Here is a 17,669-nt window from a genome sequence, read left to right on the forward strand (position 1 = left end):
ATGTCTCGTAATATCAACGTTTTTTCGTCAAAAATCGACATACAAAAAAAGTTAAAAAGTAAAAATAAGTCATAAATGGTTTTATCCCCCGTCCAGTTCAAGTTGGACGGTTTTTTTGATTTTTTTTCGAAATAACAAATTAATTTTCCTAAGACTAAAGTCACAAAAAATTGGTGCTAGAATGGTGAAAGTGATTCATCGAAGGAGAGTACCGATGTGAAAAAGTACCTGATTTTCAGTACCCTCGTCATCCTGTTTTTCTTATTCGGATGCGAGGAAGAACGCGCACTCCGACTCCAACCCGCTCCTGAATATTATCAAGGACGTGCCCTGTTACCAAACGGACAACAAATTGAAATACCCGAATCGGATCGTGCAGCGATTATCGAGTTATGTCAGCCTGACAACGCGATTCAAAGAATTCCAAGTGGTGAAAGACATTGGCTCGGGACGGTCACATTGAACCAACCGTTGACTGATGCCACCACCGAATCTTCTTTTCCAACCGCAACTTTTTTCACTGTCGAAAATAAATCATATGTCCAATGTCAACTCGATTCCGTCACATATGCCACCGAAATTAACACGCTTCCTGAAAGTTTAAACGATGTTCAATATACGGCCGAACCTTATCCGGATGTTCCGAAATTCCGATTTGCTGAGCCCCATGAATATGAGCATTTCGCACAAGAGATGAAAAAGCCGATAGGTAATGAGCCCTATCCAGAAAGAAAAGGGATCGAGCATACACTTTTCCATATCACGATGCCTTTCAGTGGTGAATTTGAACTGACCTTTACATCGTCCGAAGCCAAAGACCGCCTCGTCATTCCTGTCGAATCAACAAGGCATCCCTATTTGTCACTCGGGCTCGGGACAGAAAAGTCTGATGAGGTGTTACAATACGCGATTTATACGAGCCGAGATCAAAATGACTATCAAGAAGTATTGCGACCGAAAGAAGCGCATATTTCACAAATGTTCGGAGCCAAAACAGCTCCGCAACTCCCTTCGGTTCTTGTACCGGGTCACGAGTATCCACTCTACAGTTTTACGTTCATGAAAAACGGAACGGCCCATCGTCAGAACGTCTCCTTGACGTATCATGAACCCAAGTTGTTGTATGGAAAAGAATTGAGTGAACAAATTCACGACAAATTAAGTAGTCAACGTCATGTCATTTTTCATGACTTGGCACTCCTTGGAACGGAATCAAAAGATGCCTCCTTCCTACAACATGTCGGTCAAGATGAAATGGAATTTATTTTTGGCGCCATCAAACGAGCGAATGCAACTGCCTATGCAGGCAAGACCGCTTCCACACCTTATGTGACCCTATTTCAAGGGATATGCGCCCAAACGTTTGATGTTAGCTATGATGGTGCAGATGTGTACGTGACCAATTCAGAGACAGGCGCCCATTTTAAGCTACTACGTGAGGATGCCATCAAGTGGTATAACCTGTTTGAACAAAACACTTAATCTGACAGATGCGAATGCGTCTGTCTTTTTGCATATTCATGAAGCAAATATAGTACGATGAGACATATTTTTTGGGAAGATAGGAAGAGAAAGGAGTGAATCTTTGTGACAAATCCATTTATACGTGACGTGAACCATCATTGGCGCGTCTCCTATCGACAAAACGGGTATCCCCATGTGCAACAGGGCTGGGTGTTACCTCCAGAACAAAAAGAGGAGTTCGATCCATTTATTTTGATGGCAGAAGACTGGTTCAAGCGTGGGACGTTTTCGGACCATCCCCATCGTGGGTTTCAAACCATCACGTATGTCATCGATGGTCGTCTAGAACATATTGATAATCATGGGGGACATTCGATTTTGGACGCCGGTGATGTTCAGTATATGAATGCCGGATGGGCCGCTAGACACGCCGAAGAAGCGGTCGACGATGATTTGATCCATACGCTGCAGCTCTGGTTGAATTTACCGAAGTCGTTAAAAACAACAACCACTTCCTATCAGAACGTATACGTCGAGGACGCACCCCTCGTTCCTTTCGACGGCGGGCAGCTTCGTGTCTATTCCGGAGAAATTGCGGGTGTAAAAGGACCGATGGAAAGTCTCGTCCCCATCACGATGACAGAAATAACGCTGAAAGAAGGTGGCGAATACGAACACATCTTGCCTGCGAATCATAACAGCTTTTTGTACGTACTCGCTGGTTCAATTGAAGTTGGGTCTTCCAAAATCCCGCTCAGTAAAACTGATGTGGCGACACTGACGTTCGATGAAACATCTGAAGCGATGAGCACACTTCAACTGAAGGCCACGACGCGTACACGGGTGCTCATCTATTCCGGAAAACCGATTCGCGAAGACTATATTGCGCATGGTCCATTCGTGATGAACACGGAAGAAGAAATCCGCCAAGCTTTCCGCGATTATCATAGCGGCGGGTTCGGTCCCCCAGCCGTCAAATAAACAAAGGGAGCCTCTCGACTAGAGAGCTCCCTTTTCTGATTATGATCAATCTGGTTGTAGGACCGTCTGTTGTGTTGGAACATGACCGATCGGGACAGTCCGTTCGACGAGAACGTAACGCTTGCCCTCCACTTCAAACTTGCGGTCGCCAAGGTAGTGAGCGCTCTTTCCATCTTCGTATAGTTTCGACAAGATAGCAGGTACGTACTCTTCTAGTTTTGTATAGTGCTCATCGAGGGTCATGACGATATTGCCACCCTTATATCCGAGCCAGTAACTATAAAAGAACCAACCTAACGACAGAACTCCGAGAATTCCTAATCCAATTGTGAGTAATTCCATCATGTTATTCCTCCAATTTTTTCATAACAATCTGACGTTTTGGGGTGAACCCGATTTCGCCATAAAACGAGGCGGCATCCGTATTACTCATCCAGTAATCTAGTTCAATCGATTTGAATTGGTGGTCAAGCGCCCATTGCTCCATCCATTCCATCACACGTCGACCGTAACCGTTCCGTTGATACATGGGGTCGATACTGATGTGATGAACATACACCACGCGAACAGCTTGACGAAACGCGTTCGCCTCACCCACTTTCTCTTCGAACCATATGTAACCGATTGGAGTTGCTTCAAGCTGCATCACCATATAGTGATGGCCGGGTCTTCCAATCAGTGTCGAAAAGGCTTCGTACATCTTCTCTTCCTCATACTCCGCAAAAAAGGTCGGATTCATATGGACGTGATGCTCATGGATGGAACGATTCAACCGTGCGATGAGACGGGCATCAATCGTAGGGATAAATGTGATCTCCATCATCAGGTATAGTTTGAATGGTTTCGATCTTCGTTTACACCGTGCGGTTTTTCAGTTCCGCGCAACGTATGCTCACTCGAAGCCTCCGTTCCTTTCCCATTTAGGCGACGTTGAAGCGGACGGGCCAAAAAGTAACCAATCAAGAGCGAACTAGGTAAGACGAGAAAAAATGTACCGAGCAATGTCAACATGTACCCTTTGTCCGAGTCTCCGGCAATCGCGCGGAGGACAAAGAACAGACCGACGAAAACAAGTGCGGCCAAAGCATATTCCACACATTTCCCGAGAAATCGTTTCACACGACATCTCCCCCTTCAAGGTTTGATGTATTATACGACCATTTCCATAAAAAGGTTTCACACGTCTTGATTTTCTTTATACCACTTCGTCGCCAACCGTTCCGTCTCGATGACCCAGTCATGCTTTCCTTGAATGTATCCTTCCATGTCTTCTGGGTGCTGTGCCGCAAGTTGAAGCTTCAGCTCACCATACGCATCGCGAACGTCAGGATAAGCTCGCAAGTAATCCCGGAAGGCAAGGTGTCTTATGACATCCGGATTCCCTTCTTCAAACACATGCACGTGAACCGTCCGTTCTTCTTCTCCTTTACGGAAATAGCGACGCTTCGGAATCCCATATTCACCAAGTCCACGGTACCCGAGTGCCTCCATCCGCTCCGTGTAGTCATCGACTCGTTCGATGTCCCGTACGACCGGCATCATGTCGATGATTGGTTTTGCCGCCAATCCTTCGACCGATGTACTTCCAATGTGATGGATCGCGACAAGCTCCTCTTCGAATAACCGACTCAATTTACCAGCCTCTTCTTCAAACTTTTGATTCCACTCTGGATTGTATTTCACTACTTCGACTTTTCGCATGATTCGTTCCTCCTTTTTTAAAAGAACTCTTTATTCTCATCATACCCTTTCTAAACATCGCTCGACATGAGGGATTCCACTTCAAATGGTTTGTACACAAATAAAATGGGAAACCTTATATTAATGACTTGAGAACTGGAGAGTGAATGGATATGTTGACTGAAGAACAAATCGAAACGTTTAAAAAACGATTATTGAAAGAAAAAGCAAAAACCGAAGGATACATGGATAATCGGGAAGAGACATATGATGAAGGAGAGCTCTCTCATTACGACAACCACCCTGCCGACTCGGGCGAAGAGCTCTTTTTACGGGAACGAGACCAAGCCCTTAATGAGCTCGATGAAGAGTTCTTGAGTGACGTCGATAAGGCGCTATTAGCCATTCAGAATGGGACGTATGGACAATGTGAGGTGTGTGGGAAAGACATTGAACTAGACCGTTTGGAAGTCATTCCAGAAGCCACCCTTTGCATCGAACACGCTCGGGCACAAGAAGAGGAAGAACACGCGCATAAAGTCGATCGACCGGTTGAAGAAGACGTGTTGAACCCGAACGAGACGGCTCGACGCAAAGAGTTAGACGGAACGGATCAACCTGGTCAAAAAACGGACGCCTTCTCCCAAGTAGAAGACTACGGAAGCTCAGATACGATTGCCGACAGCGAAGGCAACCACGATCCGACGCGCGAACAGTAAAAAATGCCCTGACCTCATTCGAGAGGCTCAGGGCATCTGTCTGCTTAAAACGTGGCTTTTACCGGAGAAGCACCACCGAGGCGCTCCGCCAGTTTCATCGGGTCGACGGCATTCCCAGCTGAACTAGCCGAGAAATTGTAGTCCCCTTTATGAATCTCAAAGTGTAAGTGCGGACCTGACGAGTTGCCCGTGTTTCCGATTTGACCGATCGGTTCGCCTTGGCGTACTGACTGACCTGTCTTGACATCCACTTTGTGCAAGTGTGCATACACGGTCGTCCATTTTTGACCGTCTACGTTGTGTTCGATTTGTATGTGGTTTCCATAAGGTCCACTGGAGCTGACTTTTGTCACTTTTCCAGCTTCCGCGGCGTATACAGGTGTACCTGTTTTGGCAGCAATATCGAGACCGTTATGGAATGTGTATCCGAACTGTCCACTCGCCGAACCGAACCCTTGAGAGAGGCGACCTTCCGCCGGCATTAAGAACCGATCGGGTGCCATCGCTTCATACTGTTTCTTCAAATCACTCAACTGATTCGTTTGTTTCTTATATTGTTTCGACTTTTCGTCATATGACACTTTCACGTCTTGACGTGTCGCTTCAATTTGCTCTTGTTCTTCTTTCAGTTGCTCCAATGCTTCATTTACTTGGTTTTTCTTTTCAACAAGCTCTTGATGTGCTTCTTCCGCTTCAGCGGCCTCAGCTTTCGCACTCGGCAACACCGAAGAAACGACTTTTGCGAAGAGCGACTGTTCTGCAGGAACGAGTGACTCTTCCACTTCTTCTAATTCTTTAGAAGTTCCTTCAATTTTATCTCGCAATGCCTCCGCCTTATGGTCGACTTGCTTCAACTTCGTTTGAATGGCGTGAATGGATTGTTTCGTATCTTTAACCTGCTGCTCCGTTTGTTGCAATGACTTTTCCGTTTGAACGAGGTCTTGCGGGGACATGTTGTCGGCAGATGCGGTTTGTCCTTGGAATAAGAGAACACCAACACCCACTGTCATGATGAGTTGTTTCCACATATATATAATAAACCCTCCAAATTAATACATTCATGAGCTTCAAAAAAGCTACATGTGCGAATATACCACTGGGGGTTAAAAATTTCAATATATGAAGTTTTTCATTTTCATGTCATACATGACAGCATGATGTGATATTTTCAAGTGTCACTTCACAAGGATTTCACTAGCGTTTTTTTGTATAGTATCCCACCCAGACGATACCACCGATGGAAAGGAGTGTTACACTCACACTAACTACTAGTATACCTCGCGACAGGTCGGGAGAAAGATTTGTTGTCAGCGCAATCAGGGTCGCGGTATTTCCACTAATCAGCGCAATGATACAGATGACCAACAACCGCTTCATCAAGCGTCCTTCACCATTTCAAATTGGGCAATCTCGTCTTGGACAAATCCCAATCGTCGTGCCGCTTCGACCCATTCAGGACGGTCTGATGTCAACGTGACATGAAGTGGGGATCGGCTCGCGGCCGCCCGCAATAGCCATTCCGCTTCTTCTGCTTGTCCAAAAACATCGAGCAAGACGTGATCGCGGTATAACAAAAATCCTATTCGATTCCCTTCTACGACTTTCACTAACTCAGCAGCTTGTTGGGTCACGCGCACATCGCGTTGCCAAATCGGAACGTGACTCGCCGCCGGATACAACTCATCAAATAACGTTTGAATCGGTTCATACGTCATGTCTGCGTTCGTTTCTAATGACACCGCTTGGAAGTAGAGAATTTCTCGAGTCGTTTCGTAACCTAGTCGTTCATAGAGAGACACTGCCGCATCATTGCCTTGAATGACTTCGAGTAAACGAGTGCCTACTGCCGCCTCTTCAAATCGTTTCATCAATTCGGTCGCGACTCCTGCTTTTCGGACATGTGGGGCGACAGCAAGCCCACCACAACGTGTCTGCCATCCTGAATCAAGATGTGCAATCCCGGTTAACACGACACCGACAGGTTCTTCACCATCATAGGCTACAATGGAACGGGACGGCTGATTTTGATCACGAACAAGAAAAACATCTTCGAAAGTCTGCTCATCAAATTGAAACGGAATAATATAATCAGAAAAACCGCTCATAAACGCGCGGTATAAATCTTGTAATGGTGGATTTTGACGGTATGTAAACTGTGTCGACATATAATTCTCCTTTCTGAATGAAAATCAATAAAGCCCGAAGGAGACTCCTTATGAAAATTACGCTCGAATATCGAAATGATACGCATCAATCGATTCTCAATACGTTCGCACTACCGACGGACCAAGAAAAGTATACGACCCTGCCCAAAGACATGGATGATCCATTACCTGATGGCGTTCATCCGATTGTCATCGTCGCATCGAAACCAGTCGGGATGTTCTTACTGCATGACAACGGACGCGTCATTTCCTATACGACCGAGTCGAATGCTTTGCTCTTCTCCGCCTTTGCCATTAACTATGAGGACCAAGGGAAAGGCTACGCTAAAGCGGCACTCCAAGCACTTCCGCAGTTCGTAAAGCAACATTTCCCTCATATTCGTGAAATCGTCCTGTCGGTCAATCTGAAAAACGAAGCCGCTTTCTGCCTTTATATGAGCGTTGGGTGGAGCGATACCGGACGTCGAATCGGTGGACCGATCGGCGAACAGCGTATTCTTTCCTTAACGATTTAAAGCATCCATTCGTGTCAAACTCTCAAATATGTTTTGCCAGTAAGTCTGAAGATGCGGAACTAAATCGGCTTGCGTGATTTGAACAAGATGATTCGTCATAAGAGAGCATCCTTCAATCGTACACATGCATCCTTCTGTCAGCGACCTCAGTTCATTTCTTTGAACAGCTACGACATCCATCACTTCCTGGTCGTCAAAATGAATCGGCTCACCTTGATAGAGATAGCAATACGTATGTGCAAACTCGCGATCAAGAAACTCGTCCAGTTCAATCACATCTTCAAAGATTCCCATAAAGGTGAGCTGTTCGAACGTCAATGACAGTCCGAGCTCTTCTTCAATTTCACGAACGCCATTCGCTATTGTCTCATCTGTTGCGAGGTGTCCCGCTGCCGTAATATCATATTTCCCGGGAAAATCCTGTTTCTCCATGCTCCTCCGCTGAAGATAGATGAGGTCTTCTTTCCAGAACCAGCAGTGGAACGTCTCATGCCAATCCCCGTCAACATGAACTTGATTTCGCTCCTTCTCCCCTATTTTCCGGTGATTCTCGTCAAAAATAGTGAGGTGCTCCTTCATTCCGACACCCCATCTTCTAAAAATCGGATAACCCCATTCGTCGTATCTAACTCAACTTGAATGCCAATCGGGAAAACGTGTGATGGAAACGTGTGACCGATATCGACATTCGTCAAAATCGGAAAATCTTTTTCTCCGATGATTTCAAGCAACAAGTCGTTGAATGAGAAGGGAGCTGATTGATTTTGAAAATGCTCGTGCTTCCCGATAATCAGACCCGAAATCTCATCAAACACACCCGCCAGCTTCAGCATACTAAGCGAACGTTCTTCTTCAGCCATCGTCTTAAACGAGTCTTCTAGGAATAGAATCGCGCCTTTCAAATCGGGATAATAATCCGACTTGAAGAACCCAGACATCGTGTTCAGATTCCCGCCAATCAACGTTCCTTGTGCCTTTCCATCCTTCAGAGAAATCCATCCTTCATTCGGTTGGAACGTCTTGACACGTTGTTGCGTCGACCAATCGAGCATCTCTTCCGTCCATTCATCAGGGATATGTAACTGAAACGGAGCCGTTCGTTCTAAACAGAGAATGTCTTTGACATATTGCTCCCCCGTCTCGAACATCCCTCCGTATTCACCAAATGAGGGGACGATTGCCGGACCGTAAAATGTGACGACGTCCGTTTTGGCATAACAGGCCATCAAGATTGCCGTGACATCACTATATCCCATGATGATTTTTGGATGACGTCGGAGTTGTTCATAATCGATATATGGTAACAACGAGTTGGAATTCGTTCCACCGATTGTACTGATGATCGCTTTCACTTCAGGATCATGTAAAAATGCGTTCAATTCGTCAGCACGATCCTGAATGGACGAGGACCGATATCCTTCTGTTTTATATGTACACGTGCCCTCTTTCACCTTGAATCCCATCCGCTTGAGCTGTTCAACCCCACGTTGGTAACGCCCCTCAAACTGAACAGGTGCCGGAAAAGAAGGCGTAATGATCCCTATCGTATCCCCCACTTGCAACTTTGGCGGTTTAATTATGATCCCCACTCCCTCGTAACATCATTATGACCGCATTATACCGTAGGAGTGGTAAGTCATGCTTCAAAATAAATCAGGGTCTTCCGATAACGTTCTCACTTTTCGAACTTTCGCCGGGCGTCCTGTCCATCCGAGTGCCACAAAGAAAAATGCACCTGCGAGTACACCAAATAAAGCGGTCAACCCTACTTGAATCCCCACAAATCCATACTGTTCTCCCAGTTTCACGAGGAAGAGCGGTGCGAACAGGCAAGTCATACTGAGTGAAAAAAGACCTCCCCATACCCGTCGCTTTGCATTACCAATGGTGAACCAACCGAACGCGATCCATACACAAGCAACCAATCCTAGCGCACCAACCATCATCCACATGCCCACACCTCACCTTTTCGTTTTCCTTTCTATTCCCCATTTTTCTTGTGATTCCTACTATTTTTTCAAGTAACGAGAGAATTTCCGGGTAAAGGTAAATTAGACAAGATGCGAAACGGGACAACAAAGGAGTGAGGTGTGCATGCGTTCACGATTAACCTTTGCCTTAATCTTTCTCGGTCTTTTTTTAGTCGCCGTTTATTGGATGAGCACGTGGAATGACAACTTAGTCGAGGGACAGATTGAACGAGTCGATATCCCCCAAATATTGATTGAATCTACCGAATCCTCTAAAGAAGTCACATTGCGTGTCATCTTAATCAATGATCAAACCGAAGTCACCGGCATCGTCAATAGCGTACAAGGGTTACAGAGCGGCCAACTGGTGACAATCGAGGTCATCCCGACGGATTCGAACTTGAACATCGCACGCACCATCGAAGTCACCGCTCCATGATTTTTTGAAATGAAGCGTAACTTTTCCAGAACTGTGGAATATGAGAACAGAATCATAAAAAGGAGTGATCGGATTGATTTCAAATAAATTACTATCTGGAAAAGTAGCGTTTGTGACCGGGGCAGCCTCCGGAATCGGACGTGCCGCGGTCATCCGCTTCGTTCAAGCCGGAGCAAAAGTCGCCATTGTCGATTTGAATGAAGAAGATGCGATGCGTCTCGCAAGCCTTGTCGGGGAAGAACGCGCTATCGGCATCAGTGCAGATGTGTCGGATGAATCCGCAATGAAAGAGGCCTACGAACGGACAATGGAACGATTTGGTCAACTCGATATCGTCTTCGCGAACGCCGGTCGAAACGGGACCATCACACCGATTGAACATTTATCATTGGATGATTGGAATGGCGTGGTGGAGACGAACCTCACTGGAACCTTTTTGACCGTCAAACATGCTATTCCCCATTTGAAAGAGAATGGCGGGAGTATCATTATCACTTCATCGATTAACGGGAACCGCTATTTTAAAAATTTCGGATTCAGTGGCTACGCGACGACGAAAGCAGGTCAAACCGGCTTTGCGAAAATGGCTGCTGCGGAACTCGCTCAATTCGGGATTCGTGTCAATTCCATCTGTCCCGGGGCCATCGATACGAATATTGACGATTCGACCAATCGAGACGATGCGTTGCTCGAAGAAGTCGTCATTCCAATCGAATATCCACTTGGGAATCAACCGCTTGCCGGAAAATCGGGCTCCGCGAAACAAGTCGCCGATGTCGTCTTATTTTTCGCGAGCAACATGTCGAGCCACGTGACCGGCTCTGAAGTATACGTCGATGGGGCTGAATCACTCTTGTAATCGAAAAGCAGGTCACCTCACCCGAGGCGACCTGCTCATTTAAGGATTGGACTTTTCATGACCGCTTTTTGATAGAACGGCTGAAATCCAAGCCGTTCCATATTGCGACCAGACGCCGAATCGACTTTCGTCGTAACCGTCAACAGATTGCATCCAAGTGCTTTCGCTTCGGCAATTCGTTCCAAAATAAGTTGTGTCTGGTACCCTTTTTGCCGATACGTCGGAACGGTGCTCGTCAGAAACAACTCTCCAATCCCGTCTTGCGTGGCTAAAATCCCACCCGCTACGACAGCATCCTCTTCTCGCACGAGATAAGCATGATTACTCGGTAGTGCGTAAAAGCCTTTGGCTGTATCGACCGTCTCTTGAAGGATTGTGCCCGACTCGGCGAATCCAGCCGCAACGGCGTATGCCCACTCATGGAGTGTCTCATCCTTCACTTTTTCGACCTGGGTCGGTACAGATGTGGAGGCATGCTGTGTCAAATCTAACGTCCATACGTCCAAAAAATGATCGAGCGTGTAGTTACGTTCTTGCAATAAGCGGAGCAAGGAATCTTCCGCTAATGGACAAACCTCAATATGTAGACGCGAGACATTTTTCCCGCGCACCCATTTTTCCATTTGATGCAGGTCGTAAAAGCTTGTCGATCGATTCAATCCAAATCCGACCGCAAAACTCATATTCCCCATTTTGAACACATGACCTTTTCCTTCTACGTGTAGTTCCGCACCTTCATAGGGAGGGGTTTGTTTACGATGTCGAATGTAAGCAGACGTCCCCTCTGCTTTGATGCGTTCGATACGCCGTGCCAATTCTAAACGATTCACGCTGTTCCCTCCCTTGTATATTCCCTGTTGAGTGTAACATATGTTCACGGTCGGATGAGATGACCGTATTGAATCAGCCGTTCCCGGACAGAAGGGACGAGTTCTACACACTCAAGGACCGTCTCCCACTTTTGTAACGTCACATCGACGACTTCATCTGCTTGCAGTAATAGTTGTTCGAGGTCAATCGGTTTCTTGCACACGAGACAATACATATCCAAGAAATATGTGCCCCGCTCAATCGTTGTCACGAACCGGAGTTGCTCAGGCAATACATATAGTCCTAACTCTTCTTTTAGCTCACGGACCGCACCTTGTCGACTCGTTTCTCCAGCCAAAATCGAGCCGCCCGTCCCTTCCCACAGAAGCGGATACGTCTTATCCGGATGACGCTTCGACAACAATAATCTCCCATCTGGATCGAACGTGAACACTTCGATGACCGTGTGAAACGTATGCGGCTCTAATTCATCCCCACGAAAGTGCGTTCGACCGAGCGGTTGCCGGTTTTCGTCGAGTAAATCCCATACTTCTCGATTCATGGACGAATTTCATCAATCACGAACGAAGAGGAACCTTGAATCTCTTCGATAAAGTGAGATCCGAATAGCATGGCTGGTGTAAAGCTTCCGGCAAGCATCCCACCCGAACCGAGCAATCGCTTGACGACGGCGAGCGCCCCGTAAACAGTGAAGGCATACGTACTTGCCGTTTGAATACGGACGACTACTTTTCGTCCTTCCTCATTCGTTGCTTCGCCCCATACGTACGTCGATGATTTTTCACGTACAGCCTCGTCTGGTCCCGATACGTTTTCGTCGACATAACGGAGCAAGCGTTCCTGCACGGCCTCTTTTCCGAGAATCGGGCTGAACCATGACAAAGCGCGAGCAGCATAGGCGGCCGCTGTCGGTACAGGAACCCAAGTCGTAATATTCGGAATGTCCGTCGTGTAGTAGGCGGTCGAAACGTCTCCCCACGGAATCGCAATGGCGGTACGGCTTCCGCGACCAAAATCAATCGTTCTCCGCTTTGCCCCAATTGGAAATGATGATAATTTGCCGTTCACACGTTCCACACTACTCGACCCTAGTCCACGAACGGCCGTCTTCATGGTTCCTGGTGAGATGCCGGCTGCCGCCGAAAAGCCAAGAGCGAGTGTTGTCGCATCCGGTATCAACTCTTTTAATTTTCGCGCGACACAGTCGGTCGGAATGACATCAAATCCGACACCCGAGCATAAAATCACACCACGTTCTTTGGCTTGAGCCGCTCGCTGTTTAGAATGGATATATTCGAACACTTCGATTTCCCCGGTAATATCTAAGTAATGCGTACCTGTCTCTAGACATGCCTCGATCATCACTTGGCTCGTATCCGTGAAAGGACCTGCACAATGAAGGACTAAATCTACATCGTGAAGCGCCTCGATTGCGGCTTCACGACTCAATGCGAAAATCGATGTTTCGCAACCCAGTTCATCTCCTAGGCGATGAATCGCTCTTGCGTTTCGTCCGGCAAGAACCGGACGCATTCCGTCACGAGCGGCTTGTCGTGCAATCAGCTCACCCGTATAGCCATTCGCCCCATAAATCATCCATCTCATTTTTACCCCTCCTTATGTTAATGTATCCTTGTTCGTTTCCCTAAAAGAAGTTGAATCGAACGAAAAGATCTTGGATGACATCGATGATATACACACTTCCCGTTACAATAAGCAAATATCCGATTGGGATGAGCAGACTTTTCACTGTTTGTAGTTTTGTTATGTCTCCTCGATGCTGTAGTAGACGATCCACCAAGTAAAACAAGGTCGCTGCGAGAAGACTGAGCCATGACAAGACGAGCCCGAATAGTATATGTAAAACAAGCGAAGTGAACCACCTGAATCGTTTCGAACTGAGTCGATTCGCCAACCAGTCACTGCACCATGAGATCACGACACCGTAGGTCAACATAATCGGAAAACTGACCGCTACATAGGCAACCGTCATCAAAAGGAAGCCATTCAGTACGCCACTCATCCCTCCATTTTCTCGTACACCCATCATAGTGACCCCACACGCTAACAGAATCGCATAGACGGGCGAAGCGATGGATGCTGTGACGATTTTACGATTCCACATCTGCACTCCCCCTAATCCCTTCCAACTTTACACGACCTGTTCTGAAAACGCACAAAAACCAGCCTAAATTCAGGCTGGCTTCGCGATTTGTTAATTGTTTGCAACTTCTCCGGCTTTCGTACGGACCGATTGCATCGCTTCCGTCCATGGAAGGAGTTGGTCGAGCATATCGTTTACCGATTGTGCTTGAACTTCTTTCGGAGCGAAATGCGTACCGTTCTCGAAGTCCGTGAAGAGTGAGAGTGCAGGATGGACACGTACGTGAGCGATTGACAATTCACTCAAAATGCCCCGTAAATGTTCTGTTGCCCGTGCTCCACCAACAGAACCGTAAGAGACGATTCCGGCTGCTTTGTTGTTCCATTCGACGCGTAAGTAGTCGAGTGCGTTTTTAAGAGATGCTGAGATGGAATGGTTATATTCTTGGACGATGAAGATGAATCCGTCCATTTGCGCAATTTTCTCCGACCAGGCTGCAACGCCAGATGCGTCCTGACCCGCTTCGCCGAGAAGTGGCAAGTTGTAGTCTGCGATGTCGATGACTTCATAGTTGGCATCGCCACGTTTGTCGGCGAGTTCTTTCACCCATTCCCCGACTTGTGGACTGACGCGACCTTCACGAGTTGATCCGAGTACGATTCCGATGTTTAACATAGTAGTTCCTCCTTGGTTATGTTGTGATGCATCTGATTTTCCAAACAAGCGATTTAAGAAACTCATTTCATGCCCTCATATTCTTTCTCAAATGTTTTCGTGCTTCTGACCGTATCGATTGGTCGTACCATCGCCTCGATTTGCGAACGTTTCGCTTCGAGGAACGGCGGGAGTGACAACTTCTCACCGACCGTCTCGTACGGCTCGTCTCCCATGAATCCAGGTCCATCTGTCGCCCATTCGAACAAAATTTGCGGCGCGACACGTGCATAGGATGATTCAAAGAAGAAGCGATCGACGTAGCCAGAAGTCGGCAAACCGAACTGTTGGAGACGTGCTGTCCATTCATCGAGGACGCTACGGTCTTCGACACGGAATGCGACATGGTGCACGGTACCGAACCCTTGACGCGCTTGTGGAGATGTCTCGTCGTGAATGACGATCACTTGCGCTCCGTTTCCACCTTCACCTCCTTCAAAGAGATACACATCACCTTCTCGCCCGATCTCTTTAAACAGCATCACTTGCTCCATCACTTGTTTGAAATATGTGATATCTGCGATGCGAATAAAGATTGGACCGAGTCCCGTAATCGCGTATTCAAGCGGGATTGGACCGTTCTTCCACGGCTCGCCCGACGCGATGCCTTCGTTGAACTCATCCGAGATGAGTTGATACGCCTGCTCATCAAAGTCGATGAACGAGAGCGTCTTCTTCCCGAACTGTTCTTGAATCCCTTCGTGCTCGACGCCGAGACGGTCGAAGCGACGGACCCAATACGTCAACGCTTCATCTGTCGGTACGCGGAACGACGTTTTCGCGATTTCATTCGTTCCGTGCTTACCTTTCGGGATACCTGGGAAGTCGAAGAAGGTCATATCTGTCCCTGCGTTTCCTTTATCGTCCGCAAAGAATAAGTGATACGTTTGAATGTCGTCCTGGTTGACCGTTTTTTTCACCAAACGCATGCCTAACACGTGAGTGAAGAAATCGTAGTTTTTTTCGGCACTACTCGTGATTGCTGTGACGTGGTGAATTCCTTTAACATGATTCATCATTCTCTCTCCTTTTATATCTTGATTTCAAGATACATGATTAAAATTTTTTGCGGCTTCTGCCCGCTTTCCTATTTGTTTCAACTGTTCAATCGTTTCGTTTAATTGCATCCCTTCAAACACAGCGTTCATATGCTCCGTATGCTTAGGGAAAATATCTTGCATCAAACGCTCTCCGTCATCTGTCAGCGCAGCGTATGTGATGCGACGATCGCTCGGACAAGCCTTACGAATGAGATATCCTTTTTCTTCTAACCGGTCCACGACGTACGTCATGCTTCCGCTCGAGAGGAGAATTTTCTTCCCGATGACTTGAATCGGTTGATCCCCTTTATGATATAAAAACTCGAGTACGGCGAACTCGGTCGCGTTTAACCCGTAAGACGCCACTTCCTGCTTCACCAGGTCTTGTAACGACTGAGAGGCACGTAACAGCACAGTAATTGTTTTTAGTGCATCAGATGGTTCCATCTGTCTCCCTCCTTTGTCCAAGAGAGCCATTAACTTAAATTCAAATATCTTTAATTCGAGATAAATATATCATGCGACAATTCTTCCGTCAATCGATTTGATTCAAAAAAATGAGACGGGTTGTTCCCATCTCATTCTCCTCGCCGAATCACAGCCATTTCGCGACCGAATCGATGGCCTTCATCAACAAATCCTAGGCTTTCATATAAGTGATGCGCTGCCTCGTTCTCGGGGTGATAGCCAACGACAATCGGTTTCCCCTCGCCGATTTCTTCAAGCATCAGCTCTGTCGCTTGTCGACCAATCCCTTTGCCTTGATGAGCATGGTCGATCATGATTCGGTAAATCCACCATGCATCCAACTCTTCAAGCTCTGTATTGTACATGAGGAAACCGACCATCGTCTCTTCCTCATAAATTGCGCGCGGGCGTAGCGTCGGTTCGTACATCGCTTGAAGTAACGAAATCGCATTCGGCTCCATATACGACTGTTGTTGGTCACTTAATGCCAATTGACAGCATGTATACCAATTTTGTGCATCGATCGGGCGTAATGAAATCATGTCATTCTCCTTTAGTCATATGTCTCATTTAAGTTTCTTGCATAAAATGCGATGGCACGTCGGTACCTTGCGATGCTCTCGTCCGCTTTCGGACTTGCAAGCAGCTCGAGTAATGTTCCCGTCGCTTCTTCATGGCGACCGACGTTGTAATGGGTCATCGCTTGAAACACTTTGAGCGCCCCGTGATTCGGAAATTGCTCGATTGCCTCTTCAAATAACTGTTCCGCTTCTGTGTATCGTCCGAGTGCCCGATACGTACTGCCGAGTCCGAGATATGATTCCGCCAACTCTTCCCCCGTCAACCCGAGTCGGATGGCCCGTTCATAATGCGGGACCGCTTGACGTTCTTCCCCGAGCGAGTCATAGCACCACGCGCAGTACGCATGTAACCTCGGATTCTTTTCATCTTTCCGCAAGAGCGACAAGAACAGTTGCTTCGCCTGCTCGAGTTGTCCCTCCTCACGGAGACGGACGGCTCGATCAAAGTCATGGTCTTCTGGCGCGTCGATCACCTTCTTCGCAAAATCTTCGTCTAACCATGATTGGAGCGCTTCGTAATACTTGCCGATATGCACTCCATCGACGAGTGCATGATGGGCTTGGACGGATAACGGCATGACCAGACGCTCGCCTTGGCGTTCGAACTTGCCCCAAGCGATGCGTGGCACGCTGTCATGTTGTTGCTGATGCGTCGGGTGCATGATACTCGTGAACGTGATCCACGGGACACTCGTGATATACAGTAAGTCGTCGGGCTCGTCATCCCCGACCACGACTTCATCGCCAGCTTGCTCCATCCGCGTCGTCACTTCCTGTAAGAATGTCGGTAAATCCTCATTGAACGTGGCCGCACAAAAGTTGAAGACATCCTCGTCTAACATGACCGTGAACGAGGGGTGGACCACCTCGTGTTCGACGACCTCTTCACCACGAATCCGATAGCGCAATTCTGGAATCGCGTTCGCCGCTCTCACCGCACCGTATAAAAAGAGTTTGAAGAACGATTGATTGCTCTCCTTGGCATATGTATATAGGTTCGTGACATCTACGTTTGCCGTCACATTGAAATGTGGCGCATCAAACGCTTTGAAAAACGCGAAGTGCTTACGTCGTGCCCACGTCTCGATTTCAATTTTTTTCATAAAAACTCCCCCTCCTACGCTCTTACTGTAGCAGAG

General features: G+C 47.2%; 24 protein-coding genes. 6 read left to right on the forward strand and 18 right to left on the reverse strand.

All coding sequences use genetic code 11. The features are described from left to right. Window positions 1-216: 216 nt before the first annotated feature. Together OKS35_RS10440 and OKS35_RS10445 are read left to right on the forward strand one after the other, a co-directional pair. Window positions 217-1,482, forward strand: coding sequence for a hypothetical protein (locus OKS35_RS10440; protein WP_264093015.1), 1,266 nt, complete (start codon window positions 217-219; stop codon window positions 1,480-1,482). Between the two features lie 105 nt (window positions 1,483-1,587). Continuing rightward, a complete protein-coding gene (locus OKS35_RS10445; RefSeq protein WP_078147824.1) occupies window positions 1,588-2,445 on the forward strand; it encodes a pirin family protein in 858 nt (285 codons plus the stop codon). 45 nt (window positions 2,446-2,490) lie between these two features. Here OKS35_RS10445 and OKS35_RS10450 read toward each other — a convergent pair whose 3' ends face one another. The 4 genes from OKS35_RS10450 to OKS35_RS10465 are packed head-to-tail and all read right to left on the reverse strand — an operon-like array spanning window position 2,491 to window position 4,146. After that, complete coding sequence (locus tag OKS35_RS10450; protein ID WP_214758021.1) at window positions 2,491-2,787, reverse strand: hypothetical protein; 297 nt, start codon at window positions 2,785-2,787, stop codon at window positions 2,491-2,493. Window positions 2,788-2,791: 4 nt separating this feature from the next. Further along, a complete protein-coding gene (locus OKS35_RS10455) occupies window positions 2,792-3,265 on the reverse strand; it encodes a GNAT family N-acetyltransferase (RefSeq protein ID WP_264093017.1) in 474 nt (157 codons plus the stop codon). A gap of 2 nt (window positions 3,266-3,267) precedes the next feature. After that, on the reverse strand, window positions 3,268-3,564 hold the full coding sequence (locus OKS35_RS10460) for a hypothetical protein (protein ID WP_078147826.1): 297 nt from the start codon (window positions 3,562-3,564) through the stop codon (window positions 3,268-3,270). Window positions 3,565-3,621: 57 nt separating this feature from the next. Continuing rightward, a complete protein-coding gene (locus tag OKS35_RS10465; RefSeq protein WP_214685232.1) occupies window positions 3,622-4,146 on the reverse strand; it encodes a GrpB family protein in 525 nt (174 codons plus the stop codon). A 152-nt stretch (window positions 4,147-4,298) separates the two neighbouring features. On the opposite strand from OKS35_RS10465, the gene OKS35_RS10470 reads away from it, so the two are divergent. Continuing rightward, window positions 4,299-4,844: a TraR/DksA C4-type zinc finger protein gene (locus tag OKS35_RS10470; RefSeq protein ID WP_214815246.1), complete on the forward strand. Its 546-nt coding sequence runs from the start codon at window positions 4,299-4,301 to the stop codon at window positions 4,842-4,844. Window positions 4,845-4,888: 44 nt separating this feature from the next. Here the strand turns inward: OKS35_RS10470 and OKS35_RS10475 are convergent, their stop codons facing one another. Together OKS35_RS10475 and OKS35_RS10480 are read right to left on the reverse strand one after the other, a co-directional pair. Next, the gene (locus tag OKS35_RS10475; RefSeq protein WP_264093019.1) at window positions 4,889-5,872 is read right to left on the reverse strand and encodes a M23 family metallopeptidase; all 984 of its coding nucleotides are present in this window, start codon (window positions 5,870-5,872) and stop codon (window positions 4,889-4,891) included. A 348-nt stretch (window positions 5,873-6,220) separates the two neighbouring features. Further along, window positions 6,221-7,009, reverse strand: a complete 789-nt coding sequence (locus OKS35_RS10480; protein WP_078147829.1) for a GNAT family N-acetyltransferase — start codon at window positions 7,007-7,009, stop codon at window positions 6,221-6,223. A 50-nt stretch (window positions 7,010-7,059) separates the two neighbouring features. Here OKS35_RS10480 and OKS35_RS10485 point away from each other — a divergent pair, with 50 nt between their 5' ends. Then, on the forward strand, window positions 7,060-7,524 hold the full coding sequence (locus tag OKS35_RS10485) for a GNAT family N-acetyltransferase (RefSeq protein ID WP_264093020.1): 465 nt from the start codon (window positions 7,060-7,062) through the stop codon (window positions 7,522-7,524). Here OKS35_RS10485 and OKS35_RS10490 read toward each other — a convergent pair. From OKS35_RS10490 to OKS35_RS10500, 3 genes are read right to left on the reverse strand one after another with little or no spacing between them, the layout of a single operon-like run. Further along, window positions 7,513-8,103: an NUDIX hydrolase gene (locus tag OKS35_RS10490; RefSeq protein WP_264093021.1), complete on the reverse strand. Its 591-nt coding sequence runs from the start codon at window positions 8,101-8,103 to the stop codon at window positions 7,513-7,515. The genes OKS35_RS10485 and OKS35_RS10490 overlap by 12 nt on opposite strands. Beyond that, complete coding sequence (locus OKS35_RS10495) at window positions 8,100-9,113, reverse strand: S66 peptidase family protein (protein ID WP_264093022.1); 1,014 nt, start codon at window positions 9,111-9,113, stop codon at window positions 8,100-8,102. Before OKS35_RS10495 ends, OKS35_RS10490 begins: the two co-directional genes overlap by 4 nt. Window positions 9,114-9,167: 54 nt before the next feature. Then, window positions 9,168-9,476 carry a hypothetical protein gene (locus OKS35_RS10500; RefSeq protein ID WP_031421923.1) on the reverse strand — a complete coding sequence of 103 codons (309 nt, stop codon included), beginning with the start codon at window positions 9,474-9,476 and terminating at the stop codon, window positions 9,168-9,170. A gap of 142 nt (window positions 9,477-9,618) precedes the next feature. Here OKS35_RS10500 and OKS35_RS10505 point away from each other — a divergent pair, with 142 nt between their 5' ends. Together OKS35_RS10505 and OKS35_RS10510 are read left to right on the forward strand one after the other, a co-directional pair. Then, on the forward strand, window positions 9,619-9,933 hold the full coding sequence (locus OKS35_RS10505; protein WP_264093023.1) for a hypothetical protein: 315 nt from the start codon (window positions 9,619-9,621) through the stop codon (window positions 9,931-9,933). 73 nt (window positions 9,934-10,006) lie between these two features. Further along, a complete protein-coding gene (locus OKS35_RS10510; protein WP_214733955.1) occupies window positions 10,007-10,792 on the forward strand; it encodes an SDR family oxidoreductase in 786 nt (261 codons plus the stop codon). 35 nt (window positions 10,793-10,827) lie between these two features. Here OKS35_RS10510 and OKS35_RS10515 read toward each other — a convergent pair whose 3' ends face one another. From OKS35_RS10515 to OKS35_RS10555, 9 genes are all read right to left on the reverse strand, one after another. After that, entirely contained in the window at window positions 10,828-11,622 is a 795-nt protein-coding gene (locus OKS35_RS10515) for a GNAT family N-acetyltransferase (protein ID WP_264093025.1), read from the reverse strand. A 44-nt stretch (window positions 11,623-11,666) separates the two neighbouring features. Then, the gene (locus tag OKS35_RS10520; RefSeq protein WP_264093026.1) at window positions 11,667-12,164 is read right to left on the reverse strand and encodes an NUDIX hydrolase; all 498 of its coding nucleotides are present in this window, start codon (window positions 12,162-12,164) and stop codon (window positions 11,667-11,669) included. Next, window positions 12,161-13,228, reverse strand: a complete 1,068-nt coding sequence (locus tag OKS35_RS10525; RefSeq protein ID WP_264093028.1) for a saccharopine dehydrogenase family protein — start codon at window positions 13,226-13,228, stop codon at window positions 12,161-12,163. The genes OKS35_RS10520 and OKS35_RS10525 overlap by 4 nt, the downstream gene beginning before the upstream one ends. A 40-nt stretch (window positions 13,229-13,268) precedes the next feature. After that, window positions 13,269-13,748 carry a hypothetical protein gene (locus tag OKS35_RS10530; protein ID WP_264093029.1) on the reverse strand — a complete coding sequence of 160 codons (480 nt, stop codon included), beginning with the start codon at window positions 13,746-13,748 and terminating at the stop codon, window positions 13,269-13,271. Window positions 13,749-13,838: 90 nt separating this feature from the next. Then, a complete protein-coding gene (locus OKS35_RS10535; protein ID WP_031421917.1) occupies window positions 13,839-14,468 on the reverse strand; it encodes an NADPH-dependent FMN reductase in 630 nt (209 codons plus the stop codon). Beyond that, window positions 14,465-15,457 (reverse strand): ring-cleaving dioxygenase, encoded by a 993-nt coding sequence (locus OKS35_RS10540; protein ID WP_041917956.1) that lies wholly within the window; start codon window positions 15,455-15,457, stop codon window positions 14,465-14,467. Before OKS35_RS10540 ends, OKS35_RS10535 begins: the two co-directional genes overlap by 4 nt. A gap of 27 nt (window positions 15,458-15,484) precedes the next feature. Next, on the reverse strand, window positions 15,485-15,928 hold the full coding sequence (locus OKS35_RS10545) for a MarR family winged helix-turn-helix transcriptional regulator (RefSeq protein WP_031421914.1): 444 nt from the start codon (window positions 15,926-15,928) through the stop codon (window positions 15,485-15,487). Window positions 15,929-16,059: 131 nt separating this feature from the next. Further along, window positions 16,060-16,491 (reverse strand): GNAT family N-acetyltransferase, encoded by a 432-nt coding sequence (locus tag OKS35_RS10550; RefSeq protein WP_214815228.1) that lies wholly within the window; start codon window positions 16,489-16,491, stop codon window positions 16,060-16,062. Window positions 16,492-16,502: 11 nt separating this feature from the next. After that, complete coding sequence (locus OKS35_RS10555; protein WP_264093030.1) at window positions 16,503-17,633, reverse strand: tetratricopeptide repeat protein; 1,131 nt, start codon at window positions 17,631-17,633, stop codon at window positions 16,503-16,505. Window positions 17,634-17,669 lie beyond the last annotated feature (36 nt).

This window comes from Exiguobacterium sp. N5 (genome assembly GCF_025842465.1).
In the GTDB taxonomy this organism is placed as follows: domain Bacteria; phylum Bacillota; class Bacilli; order Exiguobacteriales; family Exiguobacteriaceae; genus Exiguobacterium; species Exiguobacterium profundum.